Source organism: Janthinobacterium sp. BCJ23, assembly GCF_059617945.1.
In genome coordinates, this window is record NZ_JCAQAW010000001.1 from 1,310,074 (window position 1) to 1,330,115 (window position 20,042).

The 20,042-nt window shown below is 61.8% G+C and carries 18 protein-coding genes; 1 reads left to right on the forward strand and 17 read right to left on the reverse strand.

Annotated elements, in window-relative coordinates:
* Positions 1 to 44 precede the first annotated feature (44 nt).
* The 5 genes from secF to queA all read right to left on the reverse strand — a co-directional run bounded on the left by secF (position 45) and on the right by queA (position 5,845).
* Complete coding sequence (gene secF / locus AC54AG_RS05880) at positions 45 to 1,067, reverse strand: protein translocase subunit SecF (protein WP_034745511.1); 1,023 nt, start codon at positions 1,065 to 1,067, stop codon at positions 45 to 47.
* Between the two features lie 90 nt (positions 1,068 to 1,157).
* The gene (secD, locus tag AC54AG_RS05885; RefSeq protein WP_034745508.1) at positions 1,158 to 3,023 is read right to left on the reverse strand and encodes a protein translocase subunit SecD; all 1,866 of its coding nucleotides are present in this window, start codon (positions 3,021 to 3,023) and stop codon (positions 1,158 to 1,160) included.
* A 96-nt stretch (positions 3,024 to 3,119) separates the two neighbouring features.
* Positions 3,120 to 3,452, reverse strand: a complete 333-nt coding sequence (yajC, locus tag AC54AG_RS05890; protein WP_034745505.1) for a preprotein translocase subunit YajC — start codon at positions 3,450 to 3,452, stop codon at positions 3,120 to 3,122.
* Positions 3,453 to 3,648: 196 nt separating this feature from the next.
* Positions 3,649 to 4,788, reverse strand: a complete 1,140-nt coding sequence (gene tgt / locus AC54AG_RS05895) for a tRNA guanosine(34) transglycosylase Tgt (RefSeq protein WP_034745502.1) — start codon at positions 4,786 to 4,788, stop codon at positions 3,649 to 3,651.
* Position 4,789: 1 nt separating this feature from the next.
* A complete protein-coding gene (gene queA, locus AC54AG_RS05900) occupies positions 4,790 to 5,845 on the reverse strand; it encodes a tRNA preQ1(34) S-adenosylmethionine ribosyltransferase-isomerase QueA (RefSeq protein ID WP_496629697.1) in 1,056 nt (351 codons plus the stop codon).
* Positions 5,846 to 6,023: 178 nt separating this feature from the next.
* On the opposite strand from queA, the gene recG reads away from it, so the two are divergent.
* Complete coding sequence (recG, locus tag AC54AG_RS05905; RefSeq protein WP_496629698.1) at positions 6,024 to 8,126, forward strand: ATP-dependent DNA helicase RecG; 2,103 nt, start codon at positions 6,024 to 6,026, stop codon at positions 8,124 to 8,126.
* A 122-nt stretch (positions 8,127 to 8,248) separates the two neighbouring features.
* On the opposite strand, the gene AC54AG_RS05910 is transcribed toward recG, so the two are convergent.
* The 12 genes from AC54AG_RS05910 to AC54AG_RS05965 form a co-directional block, all read right to left on the reverse strand.
* Positions 8,249 to 8,740 carry an REP-associated tyrosine transposase gene (locus AC54AG_RS05910; protein WP_496629699.1) on the reverse strand — a complete coding sequence of 164 codons (492 nt, stop codon included), beginning with the start codon at positions 8,738 to 8,740 and terminating at the stop codon, positions 8,249 to 8,251.
* 123 nt (positions 8,741 to 8,863) lie between these two features.
* Positions 8,864 to 8,989, reverse strand: a complete 126-nt coding sequence (locus AC54AG_RS05915; protein ID WP_257620246.1) for a hypothetical protein — start codon at positions 8,987 to 8,989, stop codon at positions 8,864 to 8,866.
* On the reverse strand, positions 8,989 to 10,203 hold the full coding sequence (locus AC54AG_RS05920) for an MFS transporter (protein ID WP_080698372.1): 1,215 nt from the start codon (positions 10,201 to 10,203) through the stop codon (positions 8,989 to 8,991). Before AC54AG_RS05920 ends, AC54AG_RS05915 begins: the two co-directional genes overlap by 1 nt.
* 11 nt (positions 10,204 to 10,214) lie before the next feature.
* Positions 10,215 to 11,204: a Gfo/Idh/MocA family protein gene (locus AC54AG_RS05925; protein ID WP_496629700.1), complete on the reverse strand. Its 990-nt coding sequence runs from the start codon at positions 11,202 to 11,204 to the stop codon at positions 10,215 to 10,217.
* A gap of 1 nt (position 11,205) precedes the next feature.
* Positions 11,206 to 12,024, reverse strand: a complete 819-nt coding sequence (locus AC54AG_RS05930) for a DUF3025 domain-containing protein (protein WP_456129805.1) — start codon at positions 12,022 to 12,024, stop codon at positions 11,206 to 11,208.
* Positions 12,025 to 12,030: 6 nt separating this feature from the next.
* Positions 12,031 to 13,083 carry a dihydroorotase gene (pyrC, locus tag AC54AG_RS05935; RefSeq protein WP_034745484.1) on the reverse strand — a complete coding sequence of 351 codons (1,053 nt, stop codon included), beginning with the start codon at positions 13,081 to 13,083 and terminating at the stop codon, positions 12,031 to 12,033.
* A 151-nt stretch (positions 13,084 to 13,234) separates the two neighbouring features.
* Positions 13,235 to 14,683 (reverse strand): amidohydrolase family protein, encoded by a 1,449-nt coding sequence (locus tag AC54AG_RS05940; RefSeq protein ID WP_254671563.1) that lies wholly within the window; start codon positions 14,681 to 14,683, stop codon positions 13,235 to 13,237.
* A gap of 37 nt (positions 14,684 to 14,720) precedes the next feature.
* Positions 14,721 to 15,446, reverse strand: a complete 726-nt coding sequence (locus AC54AG_RS05945; RefSeq protein ID WP_034745477.1) for an amino acid ABC transporter ATP-binding protein — start codon at positions 15,444 to 15,446, stop codon at positions 14,721 to 14,723.
* Positions 15,447 to 15,465: 19 nt separating this feature from the next.
* A complete protein-coding gene (locus AC54AG_RS05950) occupies positions 15,466 to 16,158 on the reverse strand; it encodes an amino acid ABC transporter permease (protein WP_034745474.1) in 693 nt (230 codons plus the stop codon).
* Between the two features lies 1 nt (position 16,159).
* Positions 16,160 to 16,909, reverse strand: coding sequence for an amino acid ABC transporter permease (locus tag AC54AG_RS05955; RefSeq protein ID WP_070303009.1), 750 nt, complete (start codon positions 16,907 to 16,909; stop codon positions 16,160 to 16,162).
* Between the two features lie 98 nt (positions 16,910 to 17,007).
* Complete coding sequence (locus AC54AG_RS05960) at positions 17,008 to 17,964, reverse strand: amino acid ABC transporter substrate-binding protein (RefSeq protein WP_034745472.1); 957 nt, start codon at positions 17,962 to 17,964, stop codon at positions 17,008 to 17,010.
* 195 nt (positions 17,965 to 18,159) lie between these two features.
* Entirely contained in the window at positions 18,160 to 20,010 is a 1,851-nt protein-coding gene (locus tag AC54AG_RS05965) for an ABCB family ABC transporter ATP-binding protein/permease (RefSeq protein ID WP_034747574.1), read from the reverse strand.
* Positions 20,011 to 20,042 lie beyond the last annotated feature (32 nt).

Below are 20,042 nucleotides of genomic sequence, written 5' to 3' on the forward strand. Positions count from 1 at the left end.
CAAACGGTGATCGTTCTTTCATTCAAGCTGCAAAAAACCTGCGCTTACACCACGGCGCCGTCGGTTTCGTCTTTTTCCTTGACCGGCTTGATCAAGTCTTCGCGCTTGACGCCCAGCCACATGGCGATCGAGGCCGCGACGAACACGGACGAGTAAATACCGAAGCAGATACCGATGGTCAGCGCCAGTGCGAAGTGGTGCAGGGTCTGGCCGCCGAAGATCAGCATCGACAGCACCATCATCTGGGTCGAGCCGTGGGTGATGATGGTACGCGAAATGGTGCTGGTAATCGCGCTGTCGATCACTTCATGCACGGTCGCCTTGCGCTGCTTGCGGAAGTTTTCGCGGATACGGTCAAAGATCACCACCGATTCGTTGACGGAATAACCGAGCACCGCCAGAATGGCCGCCAGCACCGTCAGCGAGAATTCCCATTCGAAGAAGGCGAAGAAGCCCAGGATGATCACCACGTCATGCAAGTTGGCGATAATGGCCGAGACAGCGTATTTCCATTCGAAGCGGATGGCCAGGTAGATCATCACGCCGATAATCACCACCACCAGCGCGTTCAAGCCATTCTGCGCCAGTTCCTCGCCCACTTGCGGGCCGACGAATTCAACTTTCTGCAGGACGACCGCTTCGCTGCCGGCAGCATCCATACACGCGCTCTTGAGCACATGCTCGCCCTTGTCGGTGACGGTGTCGATGGCCTTGGTCGAGCCTTGCTCGGCCTTGCACAAGGCTTCAAACACGCGCTGCGAGGTGTTGGCGGCGCTGACGCCATTTTCCACCGGCAGGCGGATCATCACGTCGCGCGCCGTATCGAAGCTGGTCACGCCCGGCTCTTCATAGCCCATGGCGATCAGGGTGCCGCGTATGCCTTCAAGATTGGCCGCCTTCGGGTATTTCACCTCCATCAGGGTGCCGCCCTTGAATTCGACGGACAGGTGCAAGCCCTTGTGCACCAGGAAGAAAACGGCGGCAAGGAAGGTCACGGCCGAAATCACGTTGAAAATCAACGCATGGCGCATGAAGGGAATATCTTTTTTGATCCGGAAAAATTCCATGAAATCCTCTGAGTTCTATTCTGTGCGTCCGGCGGCTGTGCCACCGGACGCGATCGCTGTTGACGCTATTGGGTGAGTCGGGGCCGTCGCTTATTTGCTGGTGCCCGGCACCCACACCGTGCCGATCGACAAGGTCGTCAGCTTTTTCTTGCGGCCATACCAGAGGTTGACCACACCGCGCGACACGAACACGGAGGAGAACATCGAGGTCAGAATACCCAGGCAATGCACAACAGCGAAGCCGCGCACAGGACCGCTGCCGAAGGCCAGCAGCGCCAGGCCGACGATCAGAGTGGTCACGTTCGAGTCGAGAATCGTGGCCCAGGCGCGGTCGAAGCCGGCGGCGATCGCCGCTTGCGGCGTATTGCCTGCGCGCAGCTCTTCACGGATACGTTCATTGATCAGCACGTTGGCGTCAATCGCCATACCCAGCGCCAGCGCGATAGCGGCGATACCGGGCAAGGTCAACGTCACTTGGATCATCGACAGCAAGCCGACCAGCAACAGCAGGTTGGTGGCCAGGGCCAGCACGCTGAAGGCACCGAACAGCATGTAGTAGGCGATCATGAAGACGGCGATGGCGATGAAGCCGTACAGGGTCGAGTGGAAGCCCTTGGCGATGTTTTCCGCGCCCAGTTGCGGTCCGATCGTGCGTTCTTCGATGACGGTCATCGGTGCGGACAGGGCGCCCGAGCGCAGCAGCAGCGCCAGTTCATTCGCGTTTTCCGCGCCGCCCATGCCGGTGATCTGAAAGCGCGAACCGAGTTCCTGCTGGATGGTGGCAACCGACAGCACTTCCGGCTTGCCCTTTTCAAACAGCACGATGGCCATGCGCTTGCCCACGCGTTCGCGCGTCGCTTCACGCATCTTGCGGCCGCCGTCGCCGTTCAGGTCGATCGATACGGCCGCCTGCTGGTTCTGGTCGAAGCTGGCCGTGGCGCTGGAGATATAGTCGCCCGTCAGGATCACGTCTTTCGCCAGCACGACAGGTACGCCCTTGCCGACGGTAAACAGTTCCGAGTTGAACGGGATGGCGCTCGACAGTTCGGTGCCAGGCACTATGCTTTCATCGACCAGGCGCACTTCCAGGGTCGCCGTGCGGCCGATAATGGCTTTCGCGCGGGCCACGTCCTGCACGCCAGGCAATTGCACCACGATGCGGTCAGGGCCTTGCTGTTGGATCAGCGGCTCGGCCACGCCCAGCTCGTTGACGCGCTTGGACAGGGTGGAGATATTCTGTTTCACGCCTTCATCGATGGTGGCTTTCAGGGCGGCCGGCTTCAGGGTGATGTTCAGTTTCAAATCGCTGCCTTCGCCCGCATCGGCGAACGCCAGTTCCGTCATCTGGTCGGACAGGACATTTTTTGCCTTCACGCGCGTTTCCGCGTCGCGGAAGTTGATCTGGACGCTGTCGCCCACGCGTTCGATGCCAGCGTGGCGGATATTCTTGTCGCGCAACACGCTACGCGCGGCGGACTGGACGCCCTGGACTTTCTTGTTCAGTACGGCTTTCGCATCGACCTGCATCAGGAAGTGCACGCCACCGCGCAAGTCCAGGCCCAGGAACATGGGCAAGGCATGCAATTTTTGCATCCACAATGGGGTATTGGCTTGCAGATTGACCGTCACGATGTAGGCGGGATCGCTGGCATCGGTGTTCAGGTCTTTTTCCAGCACCAGTTTCGCCTTGAACTGGGTATCGGGATCGGCGAAACGCACGCGCACGGAGGCGAGGTTGCCGGCGCCATCCATGGTGACACCTTCCGACTTGACGTTCTCTTTCGTCAATATTTGCTCGACTTGCGTCATCAGCTCGCCCGTCACTTTGACGGTCGACTTGCCGCTGGTTACTTGCAGCGCCGGTGACTCACCGAAATAGTTGGGCGCCGTATAGAGTGCGCCCAGCAATAAGGCGACGACGATGATGATGTATTTCCAGGCAGGATAGCGATTCATATTGATTCAGCGTTCAGTGTTGAGCGTCGGAGGCGTCGCGAGGGGCGGCGGATAGCCGCCCCGTTCAATCATTGCTTTGGCAATGACAGCGAGGAATTACAGCGCCTTCAGGGTGCCTTTAGGCAGCAAGGTGGTGATGGAGCTCTTTTGCACCGTGATTTCGGTGCCGGTCGCCACTTCGATGGTGACGTAAGCGTCCACTACCTTGACAACACGGCCCAGCATGCCGCCGGCGGTAACGACTTCGTCACCCTTGGCCAGCGCGTCCATCATCGCCCGTTGTTCTTTGGCGCGTTTTTGCTGTGGGCGGATCATCAGGAAATACATGACCACGAACATCAATACCAGCGGCAGGAAGCTGGTCAGGTTGCCGCCGAGGCCCAGGGCGTCGGTTGGGGCTTGCGCATAAGCGTTGGAAATGAAAAACACGGTGACTCCAGTTCTAATCAGTTTGAAAAAATAGCGCTGTATTCTAGCATTGGCAATCCGCCAAGCCTCCAATTGCAGGCATGGCAGCTTCAAATGGGGCTAAAAAGGCATTATGCAATGCTTTGTCGCCCCAGTCCAAGCACCAATACACAAAACTTCAGGCCATGCCGCGGCCAGGGCGCCAGATAAGGTTTTCTTAAGTTCCGCGTGCGCGTTCCGCGTGGAATTGCAGGGTAAACGCGTGGAAACGGTCTTCGTCCAGCGCTTCGCGCATCTGGCGCATCAGGTCCAGGTAGTAATGCAGGTTGTGGATGGTATTCAAACGCGCACCGAGGATTTCCTTGGAACGGTGCAAATGGTGCAGGTAGGCGCGCGAGAAATTGCGGCAGGCGTAGCAGCTGCAGGTCTCGTCCAGCGGCGCCTGGTCTTCCTTGTACTTGGCGTTCTTGATCTTGATGTCGCCAAAACGGGTAAACAGCCAGCCATTGCGGGCGTTACGTGTCGGCATGACGCAATCGAACATGTCGATACCGTTCGACACACCGGCCACCAGATCTTCCGGCGTACCCACGCCCATCAGGTAATGGGGCTTGTTGGCCGGCAGGCGCGGGCCCACGTGGGCCAGCATGCGCATCATGTCTTCCTTCGGCTCGCCGACGGACAGGCCGCCGATGGCGATGCCGGGGAAATCGATTTCTTCCAGCTTGGCCAGCGACTCGTCGCGCAGCATTTCGAACATGCCGCCCTGCACGATGCCGAACAGCGCATTCGGGTTTTCACCGCGGTGGAACTCGTCCTTCGAGCGCTGCGCCCAGCGCAAGGACATGCGCATGGACTTGGCCGCTTCCTCGATGGTGGCCGGACGGCCCTGGATTTCGTACGGTGTACATTCGTCGAACTGCATGACGATGTCGGAATTCAGGACGCGCTGTACCTGCATCGACACTTCCGGCGACAGGAACAATTTATCGCCGTTGATCGGCGAATTGAAATGCACACCCTCTTCCGTGATCTTGCGCATGGCGCCCAGGGAAAACACCTGGAAACCGCCCGAGTCCGTCAAGATCGGCTTGTTCCAGCCCATGAAACCATGCAAGCCGCCGAATTTTTCCATGACGGTGTTGCCAGGACGCAGCCACAGGTGAAACGTGTTGCCCAGAATGATCTGCGCGTCGATCTCGTTGAGTTCCAGCGGCGACATGGCTTTCACGGAGCCGTAAGTGCCCACTGGCATGAAGATCGGCGTCTGCACGACGCCATGGTTGAGTTTCAAGGTGCCGCGGCGTGCCTTGGTCAGGCCGCTCGTGTCGGTCTTGAGTAACGTAAATTCCAGCATGTCAGCCTTTCACGGGAGTATCAAGGTTCAGCGCAGCGCGCGATTGCGTGGTGAGCAGCATCGCGTCGCCATAGCTGAAGAAACGGTAATTCTGCGCAATCGCATGCGCGTAGGCGCTGCGGATCGGCGCATAGCCGGCAAAGGCCGACACCAGCATCAGCAGGGTCGACTTCGGCAAATGGAAGTTGGTGATCAAGCGCGTCACCGTTTTAAACGCATAGCCGGGCGTGATGAACAGGGCCGTGTCGGCGCTGCCCGCCACCAGCTGGCCGCTTTGCGAGGCAGACTCCAGCGCGCGCAGGCTGGTCGTACCGACGGCCACCACGTCGCGCCCGGCCAGCTGCGCGGCGCGCACGGCGTCGACGGTTTCCTGCGGCATGGTGTACCACTCGGTATGCATCTTGTGTTCGGCCAGCACCTCGGTGCGCACGGGCTGGAAGGTGCCGGCACCCACGTGCAGGGTCACATAGGCGAAGTTGACGCCCTTGGCCTTTAATTGATCGAGCAGGGCCTGGTCGAAATGCAGGCCGGCCGTCGGTGCGGCGACAGCGCCGGGCACCTTGTTGAACACGGTCTGGTAGCGCGTCTCGTCGAATTCGTCCGCATCGTGCTCGATGTACGGCGGCAGCGGCAGCCGGCCATGCGCCTCGATCAGCTCGAACACGTCGGCCTCGAAGTGCAGGGTAAAGAACTCGCCGGCGCGCTGGCCGACCGTCACATCAAAGGCGTCGGCCAGGCGGATGCGGCAGCCGGGCGGCGGCGACTTCGACGCGCGCACCTGGGCCAGCACGGTACGGTCATCGAGCACGCGCTCGACCAGCGCCTCGATCTTGCCGCCGCTTTCCTTGACGCCAAAGAAGCGCGCCTTGAGTACACGCGTATCGTTCATCACCAGCAGGTCGCCCGCCTGCAACAGCCCGACGATGTCGGCGAACTGGCGGTCGACCAGAGCGTCGCCGTCCAGATGCAACAGGCGCGAGGCGCTGCGCTCGGCCAATGGAGTTTGCGCAATGTTTTCTTGCGGCAAATTAAAATCGAAATCGGAAAGCGAATACATGCGTTTTGCTTCAAAAGTACGTCAAAAATGATTAGGAGTGCGCAATGGAACATCTGGCACTATACTGTGCGCCTATACAGGCATTACAATAATCCGCCGCAACAATTTACGACTGCGGTACGCACAGGGTGTGCCGGACAACCCTCTATTTTACGCTAGCGGCACCAAAACCTTGCATATGTCCGATCCAAAGCCCGATCTTCCTCCCGCGGCCAAGCCGGCCACCAAGCCGAAAGCCGTCAAAAAAGTGGTCAGCACGGAAAGCCGGCTGGCCAAACTGGGCTTGCGCACGGACATGGACCTGGTGCTGCACCTGCCGATGCGCTACGAGGACGAAACCAAGGTCTACACGATACGCGACGCCTGCCTGCGCGGCGGCGAGTCGTGGCAAGTCGAGGGCATCGTCACCAAATGCGAAGTCAATTTCAAGCCGCGCAAGCAGCTGCTGGTGACGATCGCCGATGAAACGGGCAATTTGCTGCTGCGCTTCATGAATTTCTACGGCAGCCAGGTCAAGCAGCTGGCCGAAGGCACGCGGGTACGCGCGCGCGCCGAGCTCAAACACGGCTTTTTCGGCGCCGAGATGGTGCACCCGACGTATAAAGTGGTCAACGAGGGAGCGCCCCTGCCCACGGCGCTGACGCCCGTGTATCCGTCCGGCGAAGGCCTGTCGCAGCACGTGCTGCGGCGCGAGATCGCCGACGCCATGCGCCGCATCGACTGGCAGGACACCTTGCCCGACCAGCTGCTGCGTGAAATGCAGCTGTCGCCGTTCCGCGCCGCCGTGCACCTGCTGCACTATCCGCCGCAGGACATCGATGAAAGCGCGCTGATGGACCGCTCGCACCCGGCCTGGGTGCGCATGAAGTTCGATGAACTGCTGGCGCAGCAGCTGTCGCTGAAACGCGCCCAGCGCGCGCGCCGCTCGAAGGGCGCCGCATCGCTACCCATCGTCGGCACCCTGTCGAATGCATTCGGCGCCGCCCTGCCCTTCAAGCTGACGGGCGCGCAGGCGCGCGTGCTCGAGGAAATCCGCGCCGACCTGCGCCAGCCGTATCCGATGCAGCGCCTGTTGCAGGGCGACGTCGGCAGCGGCAAGACGGTGGTGGCGGCGTTGTCCGCCACGCAAGCGATCGACAGCGGCTACCAGGCCGCGCTGATGGCGCCCACGGAGATCCTGGCCGAGCAACACTTCCGCAAGATCGCCGCCTGGATGGAGCCGCTGGGCGTGAAGGTGGCGTGGCTGACGGGCAGCCTGAAGAAAAAGGAAAAGACGGCCGCGCTGGCCCTGATCGAATCGGGCGAAGCGCAGCTGGTGATCGGCACGCACGCGCTGATCCAGGATAACGTGCTGTTTGCCAAACTGGGCCTGGTGATTGTCGACGAGCAGCACCGCTTCGGCGTGGGCCAGCGCCTGACCCTGCGCAACAAGGGCGACAGCGCGGCCGTTCCGCACCAGCTGATGATGTCGGCCACGCCCATCCCGCGCACCCTGGCCATGACGTATTACGCCGACCTGGAAGTGTCGGTGATCGACGAGCTGCCGCCCGGACGCAGCCCCATCGTCACGCGCGCCATCGACCAGAACCGGCGCGACGAAGTCATCGCCCGCGTGTATGCGGCCGCGCTGGAAGGCCGGCAGGTGTACTGGGTCTGCCCGCTGATCGAGGAATCGGAAGCGCTGCAGCTGCAGACGGCCACCGACACCTATATGATGCTGGCCGAAGCCCTGCCCGCGCTGCAGGTGGGCCTCGTGCACGGCCGTTTGAAACCGGCGGAAAAGCAGGAAGTGATGGACGCCTTCATCGCCGGGCATATCCACGTGCTGGTGGCCACCACCGTCATCGAGGTGGGCGTCGACGTGCCGAACGCCTCGCTGATGGTGATCGAACACGCCGAGCGTTTTGGCTTGTCGCAGCTGCACCAGCTGCGCGGGCGCGTGGGCCGCGGTTCGGCAGCCAGCGTCTGCCTGCTGCTGTACCAGGGCCCCCTGGGCGGCGTGGCACGCCAGCGCTTGATGACCATGCGCGAAACAACGGACGGCTTTGAAATCGCCCGCCGCGACCTGGAAATCCGTGGCCCCGGGGAGTTTCTTGGCGCGCGCCAGTCCGGCCAGGCAATGCTGCGTTTCGCCGACCTGGAAACGGATCAGTGGCTGGTAGATCAAGCCCGCGACGTGGCGCACGATTTGCTGCACGCCACCACGGCCGCCGCAGCAGCCACCGTCGAAGCGCATCTGGCGCGCTGGCTGGGTGGGAAAGAGGAATTTTTAAAAGTATAGGTCTTACATTGCATGCTTTGGGCCGTTGTCGGATTACGCGCTTTGCGCTAATCCGACCTACTCACGACGCAAACGGTAGGTCGGATTAGCGTAGCGTAATCCGACAACATTGTTAGCGCGCCTCACTCCCGCCCAACACCCGCCATATCCACAACATCCCCGCCCCAATCCGCAGCACACCATCCCTGCTTTACATACCGGTGAAAACTGGAATACGGCCAATCGATGACTTTACTCACAAGGCCATGCTTGACGGGGTTGTAATGGATGTAATCGATATGCTTGGCCAAGTCGCGCTCATCGCGCAAGACATGCTCCCAATACCGCTGCTGCCAGACATTTTCAAGATCGCAGCGCTTGCTGAACCACGTCTTGATCAAGCGCCAGCGCGTCATGAAATCGGCATCGGCTTCAGGCAGGGTCCAGATGCAATGCAGGTGATCGGGCAGGATGACGATAGCGTCGATAGCGAATGGCCGTTGATGCCGCACGGCGCGGAAAGAATCACGCAGCAAATCCACGGCAGTGGCAGCAGCGAAAACAGGCCGGCGGTGGGCCGTCACCACCGTGAAGAAAAAGCTGCCGCCTGGCTGAAATGCGCGTCGGTATCGCATGGTTTCGGATGTTGTCGGATTACGCGAATCCGTCGCAGCAGGTCGGGTAGGTCGGATTAGCGTAGCGTAATCCGACTTCTAACGTAATCCGACTTCACGCAAACCACCTTGCGCCCACACAGCCTACATGCACATCCAGAAGCGGTTCGCTAGGTCGAGCATGAAGTCGGGCCGCAGATAGGCCAGGAAGACAATGGCCAGCAGCGCGGCGCCAGCCAGGCGCCACAGCCATGTGCGCCAGCTGGCCATTACGCGGCCACCGCCACGCGCTTGACGGCGCGCTCGTCGATGGGCAGGTTGATCAGCGCGGCCAGCAAGCCCAGGCCGATGGTGATCATCCACACGATGTGGTAACTGCCCTGGTGCTCGTACAGATAGCCGCCCAGCCAGGCGCCGAGAAAACTGCCCACCTGGTGCGAGAAGAACACCATCCCGGCCAGCATCGACAGATGCTTCACGCCGAAGATGCCGGCGATGATGCCGTTCGTCAGCGGCACGGTCGACAGCCACAACACGCCCATGCCGGCGGCGAACAGATACACGGACCACGCCGACAATGGCGCCAGCAGGAACGCGGTGATGACCACGGCGCGCGTCACGTAGATGGCCGACAGCAGGTAGCGCTTGGCGATCTTGCCACCGAGTTTGCCCGCATAGTATGAGCCGACGATGTTGAACAGGCCGATCAGGGCCAGCGCCGTGACGGCGACGTTCGGGTTCATCAGGCCCTGGTCCTTCAGGTAGGCAGGCAAGTGCACGCCGATGAAGACCAGCTGGAAACCGCAGACAAAATACCCGGCCAACAGCAGCCAGAACGAGCGGCTGGCGATGGCTTCGCTGAAGGCGGCGCCCACGCTTTGCTGCGGACCGCTGGCGTGCGAGACGGGGGGCTCGCGCAGGTAGAAGGCCATCGGGATCATGGCCAGCAGCACCAGCGCTGCCAGCACATAAAAGGCGTTTTGCCAGCCCACGGCGGAGATCAGCTGCTGCTCCACGGGCATCATCAGGAACTGGCCGAACGAGCCGGCCGCCGACGAAATGCCGAAGGCCCACGAGCGCTGCTCGGGCGGCGCGCTGCGGCCGATGATGCCGCTGATGGCGCCAAAAGCCGTGCAGGCCAGTGCCAGGCCGATGAAGATGCCGGAGCCGACGATGAACAGGGTGGGCTGCGTCACGAGCGCCATCCACACGAGGCCCGCCATGTAGCTGATGGCGCCGACGATGACGACGCGCATGGTGCCGAAACGGTCGGCCGCCATGCCGGCGAACGGGCCAAAGACGCCCCACATCAGGTTTTGCATGGCCAGCGCCAGCGAATACGTTTCGCGCGTCCAGCCATTCGCTTGCGAGATCGGCTGCATCCAGAAACCCAGGCCGTGGCGCACGCCCATCGCCAGGGTCAGGACGACGCCGCTGGCGATGAGGACAGTTTTCAGGCTTGGACGGGATGAGTGCAATGTCATGGGGTTCCTGTTCACGCCTGGTCGGCTTGGTAGACGAGGCCGATCTGGCCGCGCATGGTGTCGAGATTGCGCATCAGCGCCACGCTGTCGGCGTGCGGCATGAGGGGGCTTTCCAGCAGGCCGGCGCGGATGCAGCGCATCGCTTCGATGGCCTCGTGCGCGTAGCCATTGCCAAGGTGGGGGGCGGCGACGACGCGGCGTTCGCCGTCCATCATTTCGACAATCAGGTGATCGGGCTTGTAAAAACGGTTGGGCAGGCGGATGCGCCCCAGGCTGCCGGAAATGGTCATTTCCGTCGGCGTCTGCGCGCGCAGGCTGCAGGCGCAGGACGAGGTGCCGCCGCCCGCATGCAGCAGCGAGAACACGACCTGCTCATCGACGCCGGTGGCGCCAATCTCGGCCAGCGCCTGCACCTGCGATACGGGGCCGAGGAAGAAGGCCGCCATCGACAGCGGATAGATGCCCACGTCGAGCAGCGCGCCGCCGCCCAGCTCCGGATTGAACATGCGGTGCTCGGGCGGGAAATTGGCGACAAAGCCGATATCGGCCTGCACCTGCCGCAGCACGCCGATTTCGCCGCTGGCGATGATGCGTTGCGCTTCCTGCACGGCGGGCAGGAAACGGCTCCACATGGCTTCCATCAAAAACAGTTTTTTCTCGCGCGCCATGTCGACCACGGCCTGCGCTTCGCGCGCATTCATGGTGAACGGTTTTTCGCAGACGACGTGCTTGCCGGCGGCCAGGCACAGCAAGGCATTTTCCGCATGCAGGGTGTGCGGCGTGGCGATGTAGATCACGTCCACATCTGGGTCCATGGCCAGCGCCTGGTAGGAACCGTGGCAATGCTCGATGCCGAATTCGGCGCCGAAGGCCTGCGCACCGGCGCTGCTGCGCGAGGCGACCGCCACCAGTTGCGCACCGGGCGCATCGCGCAAGCCATTGGCCATCGCGCGGGCGATCTTGCCGGTGCCGAGGATGCCCCAGCGGACGGTGTTTTCCATGCTATTGATCTCTTTCTGCGCCAGCCACCTTGCGCTTCGGGCGGAATACCGCCGCGTCATTATAAAAATCGTCGTCCTGGTCTTCACACCAGCCAGGCAAGCCAAGCACGGGCAGCGGCGTGAAGTCCGCCGTGGTCAGGCCTTGCTGCGCCAGGTCTTGCGCCACCCGTTCGTCGAGCCAGGCGCGGCGTGCCGCATCGTCGAGCGCAAAGTAGGCGTCGCCGGCAAAGATCACGCGCGTATGCGCCGTGATGGCCTTGCGCGGCACCACCAGTTTTTCCATCAGCGCGTGGCCGAACAGCCAGACATCGGCGTCGCCGCCTGCGCCAAATTTCTCGCGCTGCGCAATGAACGCGCTGCGCCAGTCGTGCCCGCGCAAGGCCGCGCCCAGCGCGCGCCCCGCGTCGCTGTCGCGCAGCACCAGCAAGGCGGAATTTTCGTCAAAAATCGTCGCGCCATCGCGCGCGGGACCACGCGATTTGCCCACGCCGGACAGCGCGATCTGCGCGGCCTGCAGCGCATTCAATTGGCGCTTGATGCGGGGGAAGGTCAGCCACACGAGCGCGTTGAAAAAATCGTGCAGATTGTCGCGCGTGGGCACGCCGCCCGTCGCGCCGATAAACTCCTCGTAGGCCACGCCTTCAGGCAGGTCCGCTTGCGGCACGAAGGCCAGCGGCAGGCCCGATGGATTGCGCAAATCCAGCGCCCGCGCCCGTCCATTGAGCGCGGCAATCACCGTGTCGCGCTGCAGGTCCAGCTGCCGTCGCGCCGGCAGCACCGTGGCAAACCAAGGGCGGGTCCAGTCTATCGATGGCAGCATGAACGCTTAGACCATTTTCCAGTTGATCTGCTCGCCCGCGTTGAGCGGAATGACATGGCTGTCGCCCAGCGGCAGCGAAGCCGGCAAGGTCCAGCTTTCGCGTTTCAGGGTGATGGTGTCCGTATTGCGCGGCACGCCGTAGAAAGCCGGGCCGTGGAAGCTGGCGAACGCTTCGAGTTTATCGAGCGCGCCGGCACGTTCGAACGCTTCCGCATACATTTCCATCGCGTGCAGGGCCGTATAGCAACCGGCGCAGCCGCAAGCCATTTCCTTGGCGCCTTGCGCGTGCGGCGCCGAATCCGTGCCGAGGAAGAAGCGCTCGTCGCCGCTGGCGGCGGCCGTCATCAGTGCCAAGCGGTGCTCTTCGCGCTTCAGGATAGGCAGGCAGTAGTAATGGGGACGGATGCCGCCCTTGAAAATCTCGTTGCGGTTGTACAGCAGATGATGCGCCGTGATGGTGGCGGCGATCGGGCCTTCCGCTTCGGCCACGTACTGCGCCGCATCCTTGGTGGTGATGTGCTCGAACACGACGGACAGGGCCGGGAAGGCGCTGCGCAGCGGGCGCATCACGCGCTCGATGAAGACGGCTTCGCGGTCGAAAATATCGATTTCCGGGTCCGTCACTTCGCCGTGCACGAGGAAGGGCATGCCCACTTCCTGCATCACTTCGAGCACCTTGTAGCAATTCTTCAAATCCGTCACGCCCAGGTCGGAATTCGTCGTGGCGCCAGCCGGATACAGTTTCACGGCTTGCACGATGCCGCTGTCCTGCGCGCGGCGGATTTCATCGGGCGACGTGTTGTTCGTCAGGTACAGCACCATCAGCGGATCAAAGTTCACGCCTTGCGGCACGGCGGCCAGGATGCGCTCGCGGTAGGCACTGGCATCGGCCGTGGTGGTGACGGGCGGTTTCAGGTTCGGCATGACGATGGCGCGGCCGAACTGGCGCGCGCTGTGCGGCAGCACGCTGGCCATGACGGCGCCGTCGCGCAGGTGCAAATGCCAGTCATCCGGACGGGTGATGGTGATGGAGGCTGGGGTGTGATCGAGTGTGGACATGGCGGCTGCTCTCAGGCGGTCATTGCGAATAGCGCCATTTTACCAGCCGCGGGGCGGCCTCGCAGGCTGCGGCGGCTACTGCCCGATGGTTGCCGGACGATCAAACGGCCGGTTCGCACCGGCCGTTTTCAATCTCGGGAGCGCACAAGCATCAGGACTTGCCCGGTGCCGTCTCCTGCTTCGCCACCCAGGCGCGCAGTTCCGCCAGCATCCGGTCCAGCGCGGCGCGGTCGTAGACGTGGCCACGGCTGACCACCAGGCGGATCTGGCGCGTGGCGCCGATATCCTGCAGCGGGTTCGCGTCAAGCACCAGCAGGTCGGCCGCCTTGCCGGCCGCCACGCTGCCGTAGCGGTCCAGCTTGCCCAGGAAGCGGGGACCGTTAATGACGGCCGACTGCAAGGCTTGCTGCGGCGTCAGGCCGTACTGCACGTACAGGCCGATTTCATCGTGCAGGGCCTGGCCCGGATAGTCGAAGGAATTCAAGAAGCCCGCATCGGTGCCGGCGATGATGCTCACGCCCTGCTGCTGCAAAAGGGGCAGCAGCTTGGCCGATTGCTCGAACTGCGCGTGGCGCTGGACGATCGCTTCCGGGCCATCCTTGGCGGCGCGCTGCACGCGCCAGTCGTAGGTGGCGCGCAAGCCCTTGCCGATGTATTGCAGGGCCGTGTCGTGCGTGTGGTCTTCGCGGTCCAGGTACGCCGTCACGCGCGAACCCCACAAGGTCGGCACGATGGCCGTGCCGCGCGCGGCCAGATAGCTGAAAGCCTTGCGCGCCGTCGGCTCGTCGTAGCTTTGCACGCTGGCCTGCATGGCTTCCTTGCCCGTCATCGCGCCGGCCGCCACCTTGGCCGTCAGCTCCTGCTCGCGCGGCGTGGTGGCGCGCAGCAAATACGATTGATGCTCGATCGTGCCCAGGCCCGCATCGGCCATCTGCTCCAATGTGAGCTGCACGGGGATATGGCCCGACGTGCGCATGCCCCGTTCGCGCGCCTGGCGCAACGCTTCCAGGTACAGCTCCGGCTTCAGGGTGTTTTCCGTGATCTTCACGAAGTCGACTTGCTGCGCCTGCAGGCCGTCGAGCGCGCGCGTGACTTCCTGCGGCGTACCCACTTCGATGGTGCCCTTCCACAGCGGCTTGATGCCTTCGAGTTTGGCGCCGGACGTAAAAATCGTCGGGCCTTCCAGCTGGCCCGCGTTGATCTGCTGGCGCCATGCCAGCACCGTGTCGGGCAAGTCGCCCGAGCAGTCGCGTACCGTGGTGATGCCGTGCGCCAGGTACAAGGGCAGCAGCTGCTTGTTCTCGTCGATCAGCTCCGGGCCGCCGCCGAAATGCACGTGCGTATCCCACAGGCCCGGCATCAGATATTTGCCGGGCAGCCGGATAGTCCGCTTCGGCGCGTAGCTGCGCAGCTGCGCGTCATCGACGACGGCGACGATACTGTCGCCCTGGAGCAGCACGGTCTTACCCTTGACCGCCTTGCCCGCGGCCACGTCGATCACGGTGGCGCCGCGCAGGGCGATGTCGACGGCGATCTTGTCGGCCGCGTGGGCATGGGCGAGCAGGCCCAGCGCCAGCATGGCGCCGGCTAGTTGTTTCATGTTAGGCATTCGTACTCAACTTCAACGTGATGAAAAATTAATGGATGATCTTGGCGAGGAAGTCGCGTGCGCGGTCCGAGCGCGTCGTGTTGAAGAAGTCATCCTTGCTGCAATCTTCGATGATTTTTCCCTGGTCCATGAAGACGATGCGGTTGGCCACGCGCTTGGCAAAGCCCATTTCGTGCGTGACGACCATCATCGTCATGCCTTCCTGCGCCAGACCCACCATCACGTCGAGCACCTCGTTGATCATCTCCGGATCGAGCGCCGATGTCGGTTCGTCGAACAGCATGGCGATCGGGTCCATCGACAGCGCGCGGGCGATCGCCACGCGCTGCTGCTGGCCGCCCGACAGCTGGCCGGGGAATTTGTCCTGCTGCGACAGCAGGCCCACGCGGTCCAGGTATTTCAAGCCCTTGGCATTGGCTTCGTCGGCGCTGCGGCCCAGCACCTTGATCTGGCCGATGGTGAGGTTTTCGCGGATCGACAGATGCGGGAACAGCTCGAAATTCTGGAACACCATGCCGATGCGCGCGCGCAGTTTCGACAGATTCGTCTTCGGGTGGTTGACGCTGATGCCGTCGACGATGATCTGCCCCTGCTGGATCGGTTCGAGGCCGTTGACGGTCTTGATCAGGGTCGACTTGCCGGAGCCCGACGGGCCGCAAATGACCATCACGTCACCCTTGGCGACGTTGGTGGTGCAATCGGTCAGTACCTGGAACTGGCCATACCATTTGCTGACGTTATTGAGTTCAATCATCTTGTTCTTTCTTTTACGGTTAGCGAATGATGGCGACGCGTTTCTGCAGGCGTTTTACCAGGAACGACAAGGCATAGCACAGCACGAAATACACGACGGCGACAAACACGTACATCTCCACCAGGCGGCCGTCGCGCTGGGCGATTTTTGATGCGGCGCCGACGAAATCGGGGATCGACAGCACGTACACGAGCGACACGTCCTGGAACAGCACGATGGTTTGCGTCAGCAGCACGGGAATCATGTTGCGGAACGCTTGCGGCAGCACGATGAAGGCCATGGTCTGCGAGTAGTTCATGCCCAGTGCCTGGCCGGCCCATACCTGGCCGCGCGGGATCGACTGTATGCCGCTGCGCATGATCTCGCAATAGTAGGCCGCCTCGAACATGATGAAGGTGATCAGCGCGGAAGAAAACGCGCCCACTTTCACGGGCTCGTTGGCGCCGATGATCCAGGCCGCGATATACGGCACCAGGAAGTAGAACCAGAAGATCACCAGCACCAGCGGAATCGAGCGTATCAGATTGACGTAGCTCGATGCCACGCCCGAGATGAGGCGGCTGCCGGACAAACGCATCAGCGCCAGCAGGGTACCGAGCACGATGCCGCCGACCATGGACAGCGCCGTCAGTTTCAGGGTGAAGACCATGCCGGTCTGGAACAGGTAGACCCACGAGCGGGAGATGACATCGAAGTCGAAATTGCCTAACATATCAATGTCCTCCCGTCTTGGCGCCAGCGACGATGAAGCCCGGGATGGCGACCTTTTTCTCGATCAGGTGCATCAACACCACCACCAGCAGGTTGACGACGACGTAGATGATGGTGGCGGCCGAAAACGCTTCGAACACCTGGAAGGAAAACTCCTGGATGGCGCGCGCGCTGGCCGTCAGCTCGATCAGGCCGATGGTCAGGGCCACGGAACTGTTCTTGATGATGTTCAAAAATTCGCTGGTCAGCGGCGGCATGATGACGCGCGCGGCCATCGGCAGCAAAATGAAGCGGTAGGTTTGCGGCAGGGTCAGGCCCAGCGCCGTGCCGGCCAGTTTCTGCCCGCGCGGCAGCGCCTCGATGCCCGTCGTCACCTGCACGGCCACGCGCGAGGAGGTAAAGAATCCCAGGCACAGCACGGCCGTGACGAACGGCGCATTTGGCAGCGACTTGACCCAGGCGCCGAGGTCCGGCGGCAGCAGTTCCGGCATGACGAAATACCAGAGGAACATCTGCACCAGCAGCGGCACGTTGCGGAACAGTTCGACGTAGGCATTGGCCACGCCCACCAGCCATTTGTTCGGCAAGGTGCGGATGGTGCCGATCACCAGGCCCAAGATCAGCGCCATGATCCACGCCGCACCGGCCGTGGCCAGGGTCCAGGTCAGGCCGGACCACAGGGTGTCCATATACGTGCCCACGCCATCGGGAGAAATCTCCCAGAAAATGCGCCAATTCCAGTTGTAATTCATGATCATCCTTCGCATGCAGCCCGAGGACAGCGGCCAGCCGGCCACCCGTCCCGCAAATAAATCGGGAGGCTTGCGCCCCCCGGTTTGTTACGCAATCTTTACTTTTTCCGCTTGTCCGACGTCTTCTGCGCTTCCGGTACGGCCGCATACGCGGCAGGGTCGCCGGAGTCGGTCGGATTGGCAAACACGGCCTTCAATTGCGGCGGCATGGGGAATTTCAGATTGATGTTTTTCGGCGGGATCGGCGAGGTAAACCATTTCGCATAAATGCGGTTGATGTCGTCGCTCTTGTACAGGCGGATCAGCGCATCGTCGACCACTTTCTTGAAGGCCGGGTCGCCCTTGCGCAGCATGATGCCGTACGGCTCGACTGACAGCGCTTCCTTGGTGATTTCGTAGTCGTTCGGGTTTTTCGAGTTGGCCACTTGCGACGCCAGCAAAATGTCGTCGTTGGCTTCAGCCACCGCGCGGCCCGTTTCCAGCATCAGGAACGACTCGGGATGATCCTTGCCGACGGCGATATTCATGCCCAGGTTCTTTTCCTTGTTCAGGATCGTCATCTGCTTGATGGTCGACGTGCCGGCCGTGGCGACCAGGGTCTTGCCGCGCAAGTCTTCCAGGGTCTTGATGTTCGAGGATTTTTTCGCCAGCACGCGGTTGCCGATGACGAACATGGTCGGGGCGAATGCCACTTGCTGCTGGCGCTCCAGGTTATTCGTCGTCGAGCCGCATTCGAGGTCGATGGTGCCGTTTGCCATCAGCGGGATGCGGTTGGCCGACGTGACGGGGCTCATCACCACTTTCAGTTCGCTCAGACCCAGGTGCTTTTGCAGGGCCGTGACGACTTTCATGCACAGGTCGATCGAATAACCCTGGTATTGCTGCTTGTCGTCGAGATAGGAGAAGGGCACGGAGCCGTCGCGCACACCGAGGGTGACGGAACCGGCTTTCTTGATCTTGGCCAAGGTGCCGGTCAATTCCTGAGCCTGGACTGGCGACATGCTGCTGATGACACCGACGCTGAGCAGCGTGGCGATGATTTTGGTCAATTTCATAAATTCTCCTGGGCGGACAAACCGGATGGACTCCGAACGAAACAACTGTGGTGCAGACGCCACCATTGGAATTAATTTTATTTCATTTTCAGCACCCGACCAGCCATTTTCTGCGATTGCCCGCAAATAGGCGCTATACGCGCGCTGGAATCAGCGCGGCTGTAGCATTTTTCCTACTGATTTCACATTCCCGATTTATTTTGCCGGCGCCAGACCCGCCAACTCATCCTCTTGCGCCTCATCGTCCATGTTCGCCTGCTGGCGTTGCCACATCTGCGCGTACAGGCCGTCGAGCGCCAGCAATTGCGGATGCGTGCCCCGCTCGACGATGCGGCCGTGGTCGAGTACGAGGATTTGCTGGGCGTCGGCCACCGTCGACAAACGGTGCGCAATGACCAGGGTGGTGCGGTTCTTGGCGATGTCCTTCAGCTGCGACTGGATCGCCTGTTCGGCCTTGGAGTCGAGCGCCGAAGTGGCTTCGTCGAAGATCAATATCGCCGGGTCTTTCAGCAAGGTGCGGGCAATGGCCACGCGCTGCTTTTCGCCGCCCGACAATTTCAAGCCCCGCTCGCCCACCATGGAGTTGTAGCCATCTGGCAAGCTTTCAATAAAATCATGGATCGATGCCGCTTTCGCCGCCGCCACGATGGCCTCCTTGCTGGCGCCCGGCTTGCCGTAGGCGATGTTGTATTCGATGGTGTCGTTGAACAAGACCGTATCCTGCGGCACGATGCCGATGGCCGCGCGCAGGGAATCCTGTGTGATGTTGCGCAAATCCTGGCCATCGATGGTGATGCCGCCGCCATCGACTTCATAGAAGCGGAACAGCAAGCGCGACAGGGTCGACTTGCCAGAGCCGCTGTGGCCTACCACGGCTGTCGTCGTGCCGGCGGGGATCTGGAAATCCACGTCGAACAGGATTTGCCGCTTGGCTTCGTAGCTGAAATCCACGTGCGCAAAGCGCACGGCCGCGCCCCGCGTGACGAGCGGCTGCGCTTCCGGCGTGTCGGCGATTTCGCGATTTTCGTTCAGCAAGGAAAACAGGCGCTCCATGTCGGCCAGGCTTTGCTTGATTTCGCGGTAAATCACGCCCAGGAAATTGAGGGGAATATACAGCTGGATCATGAAGGCGTTCACCAGCACCAGGTCGCCCAGGGTCATCGTGCCGGCGATCACGCCCACCGTCGCGCGCCACAAAATCAGGGTGACGGCCGTGGCGATGATCAGGGACTGGCCCGTGTTAAGCAGGGACAAGGAAGTCTGCGATTTCACGGCCGCCGATTCATAGCGCTGCAAGCCTTCGTCGTAGCGCTTCGCTTCGTAATCCTCGTTGCCGAAATATTTCACGGTTTCATAGTTGATCAGCGAATCGATGGCCTTGGTATTGGCTTTGGAATCGAGGTCGTTCATGGTGCGGCGGAAATGCGTGCGCCAGTTCGTCACCAGCACGGTAAACGCGATATACGACACGAGCGCCACCGCCGTGATGACGGTGAACCAGATGTCATAATGCAAGACCAGATAGCCGAGCACGAGGGTGATTTCCACCAGGGTCGGCAGGATGTTGAACAGGGTGTAGGAAATGAGCGAGCCGACGCTGCGCGTGCCCCGTTCGATGTCGCGCGTCATGCCGCCTGTCTGGCGGTTCAAATGAAAACGCAGGGACAGCGCATGCAGGTGGCGGAACACTTGCAGCGCGATGGTGCGCACGGCCCGCTGCGTGACCCGGGCGAACAGGAATTCGCGCAGTTCCGTAAACAAGGTGGTCGACAGGCGCAGCAAGCCGTAGGCCACCAGCAAGCCGACGGGCAGCACCAGCAGCGCTTGCGGATGGGCCGCCGTGATCGTCATGGCGTCGACGAGTTTTTTCAGGATCAGGGGCACGCCCACGTTGGCCAGCTTGGCGCCCACCAGGCATAGCAGCGCCAGCAGCACCCGCCATTTGTAGACCCAGAGATACGGCAGCAAGGTCTTGATGGTGGCGAAATCGCTGTGGCTGGCGGAAGCGGGCGAGCGGGGCGGAGGGGAAGTCTGGGAACGGCGCATGGCGAAGGTCGGCTTTTTATGGTTCAATCGGG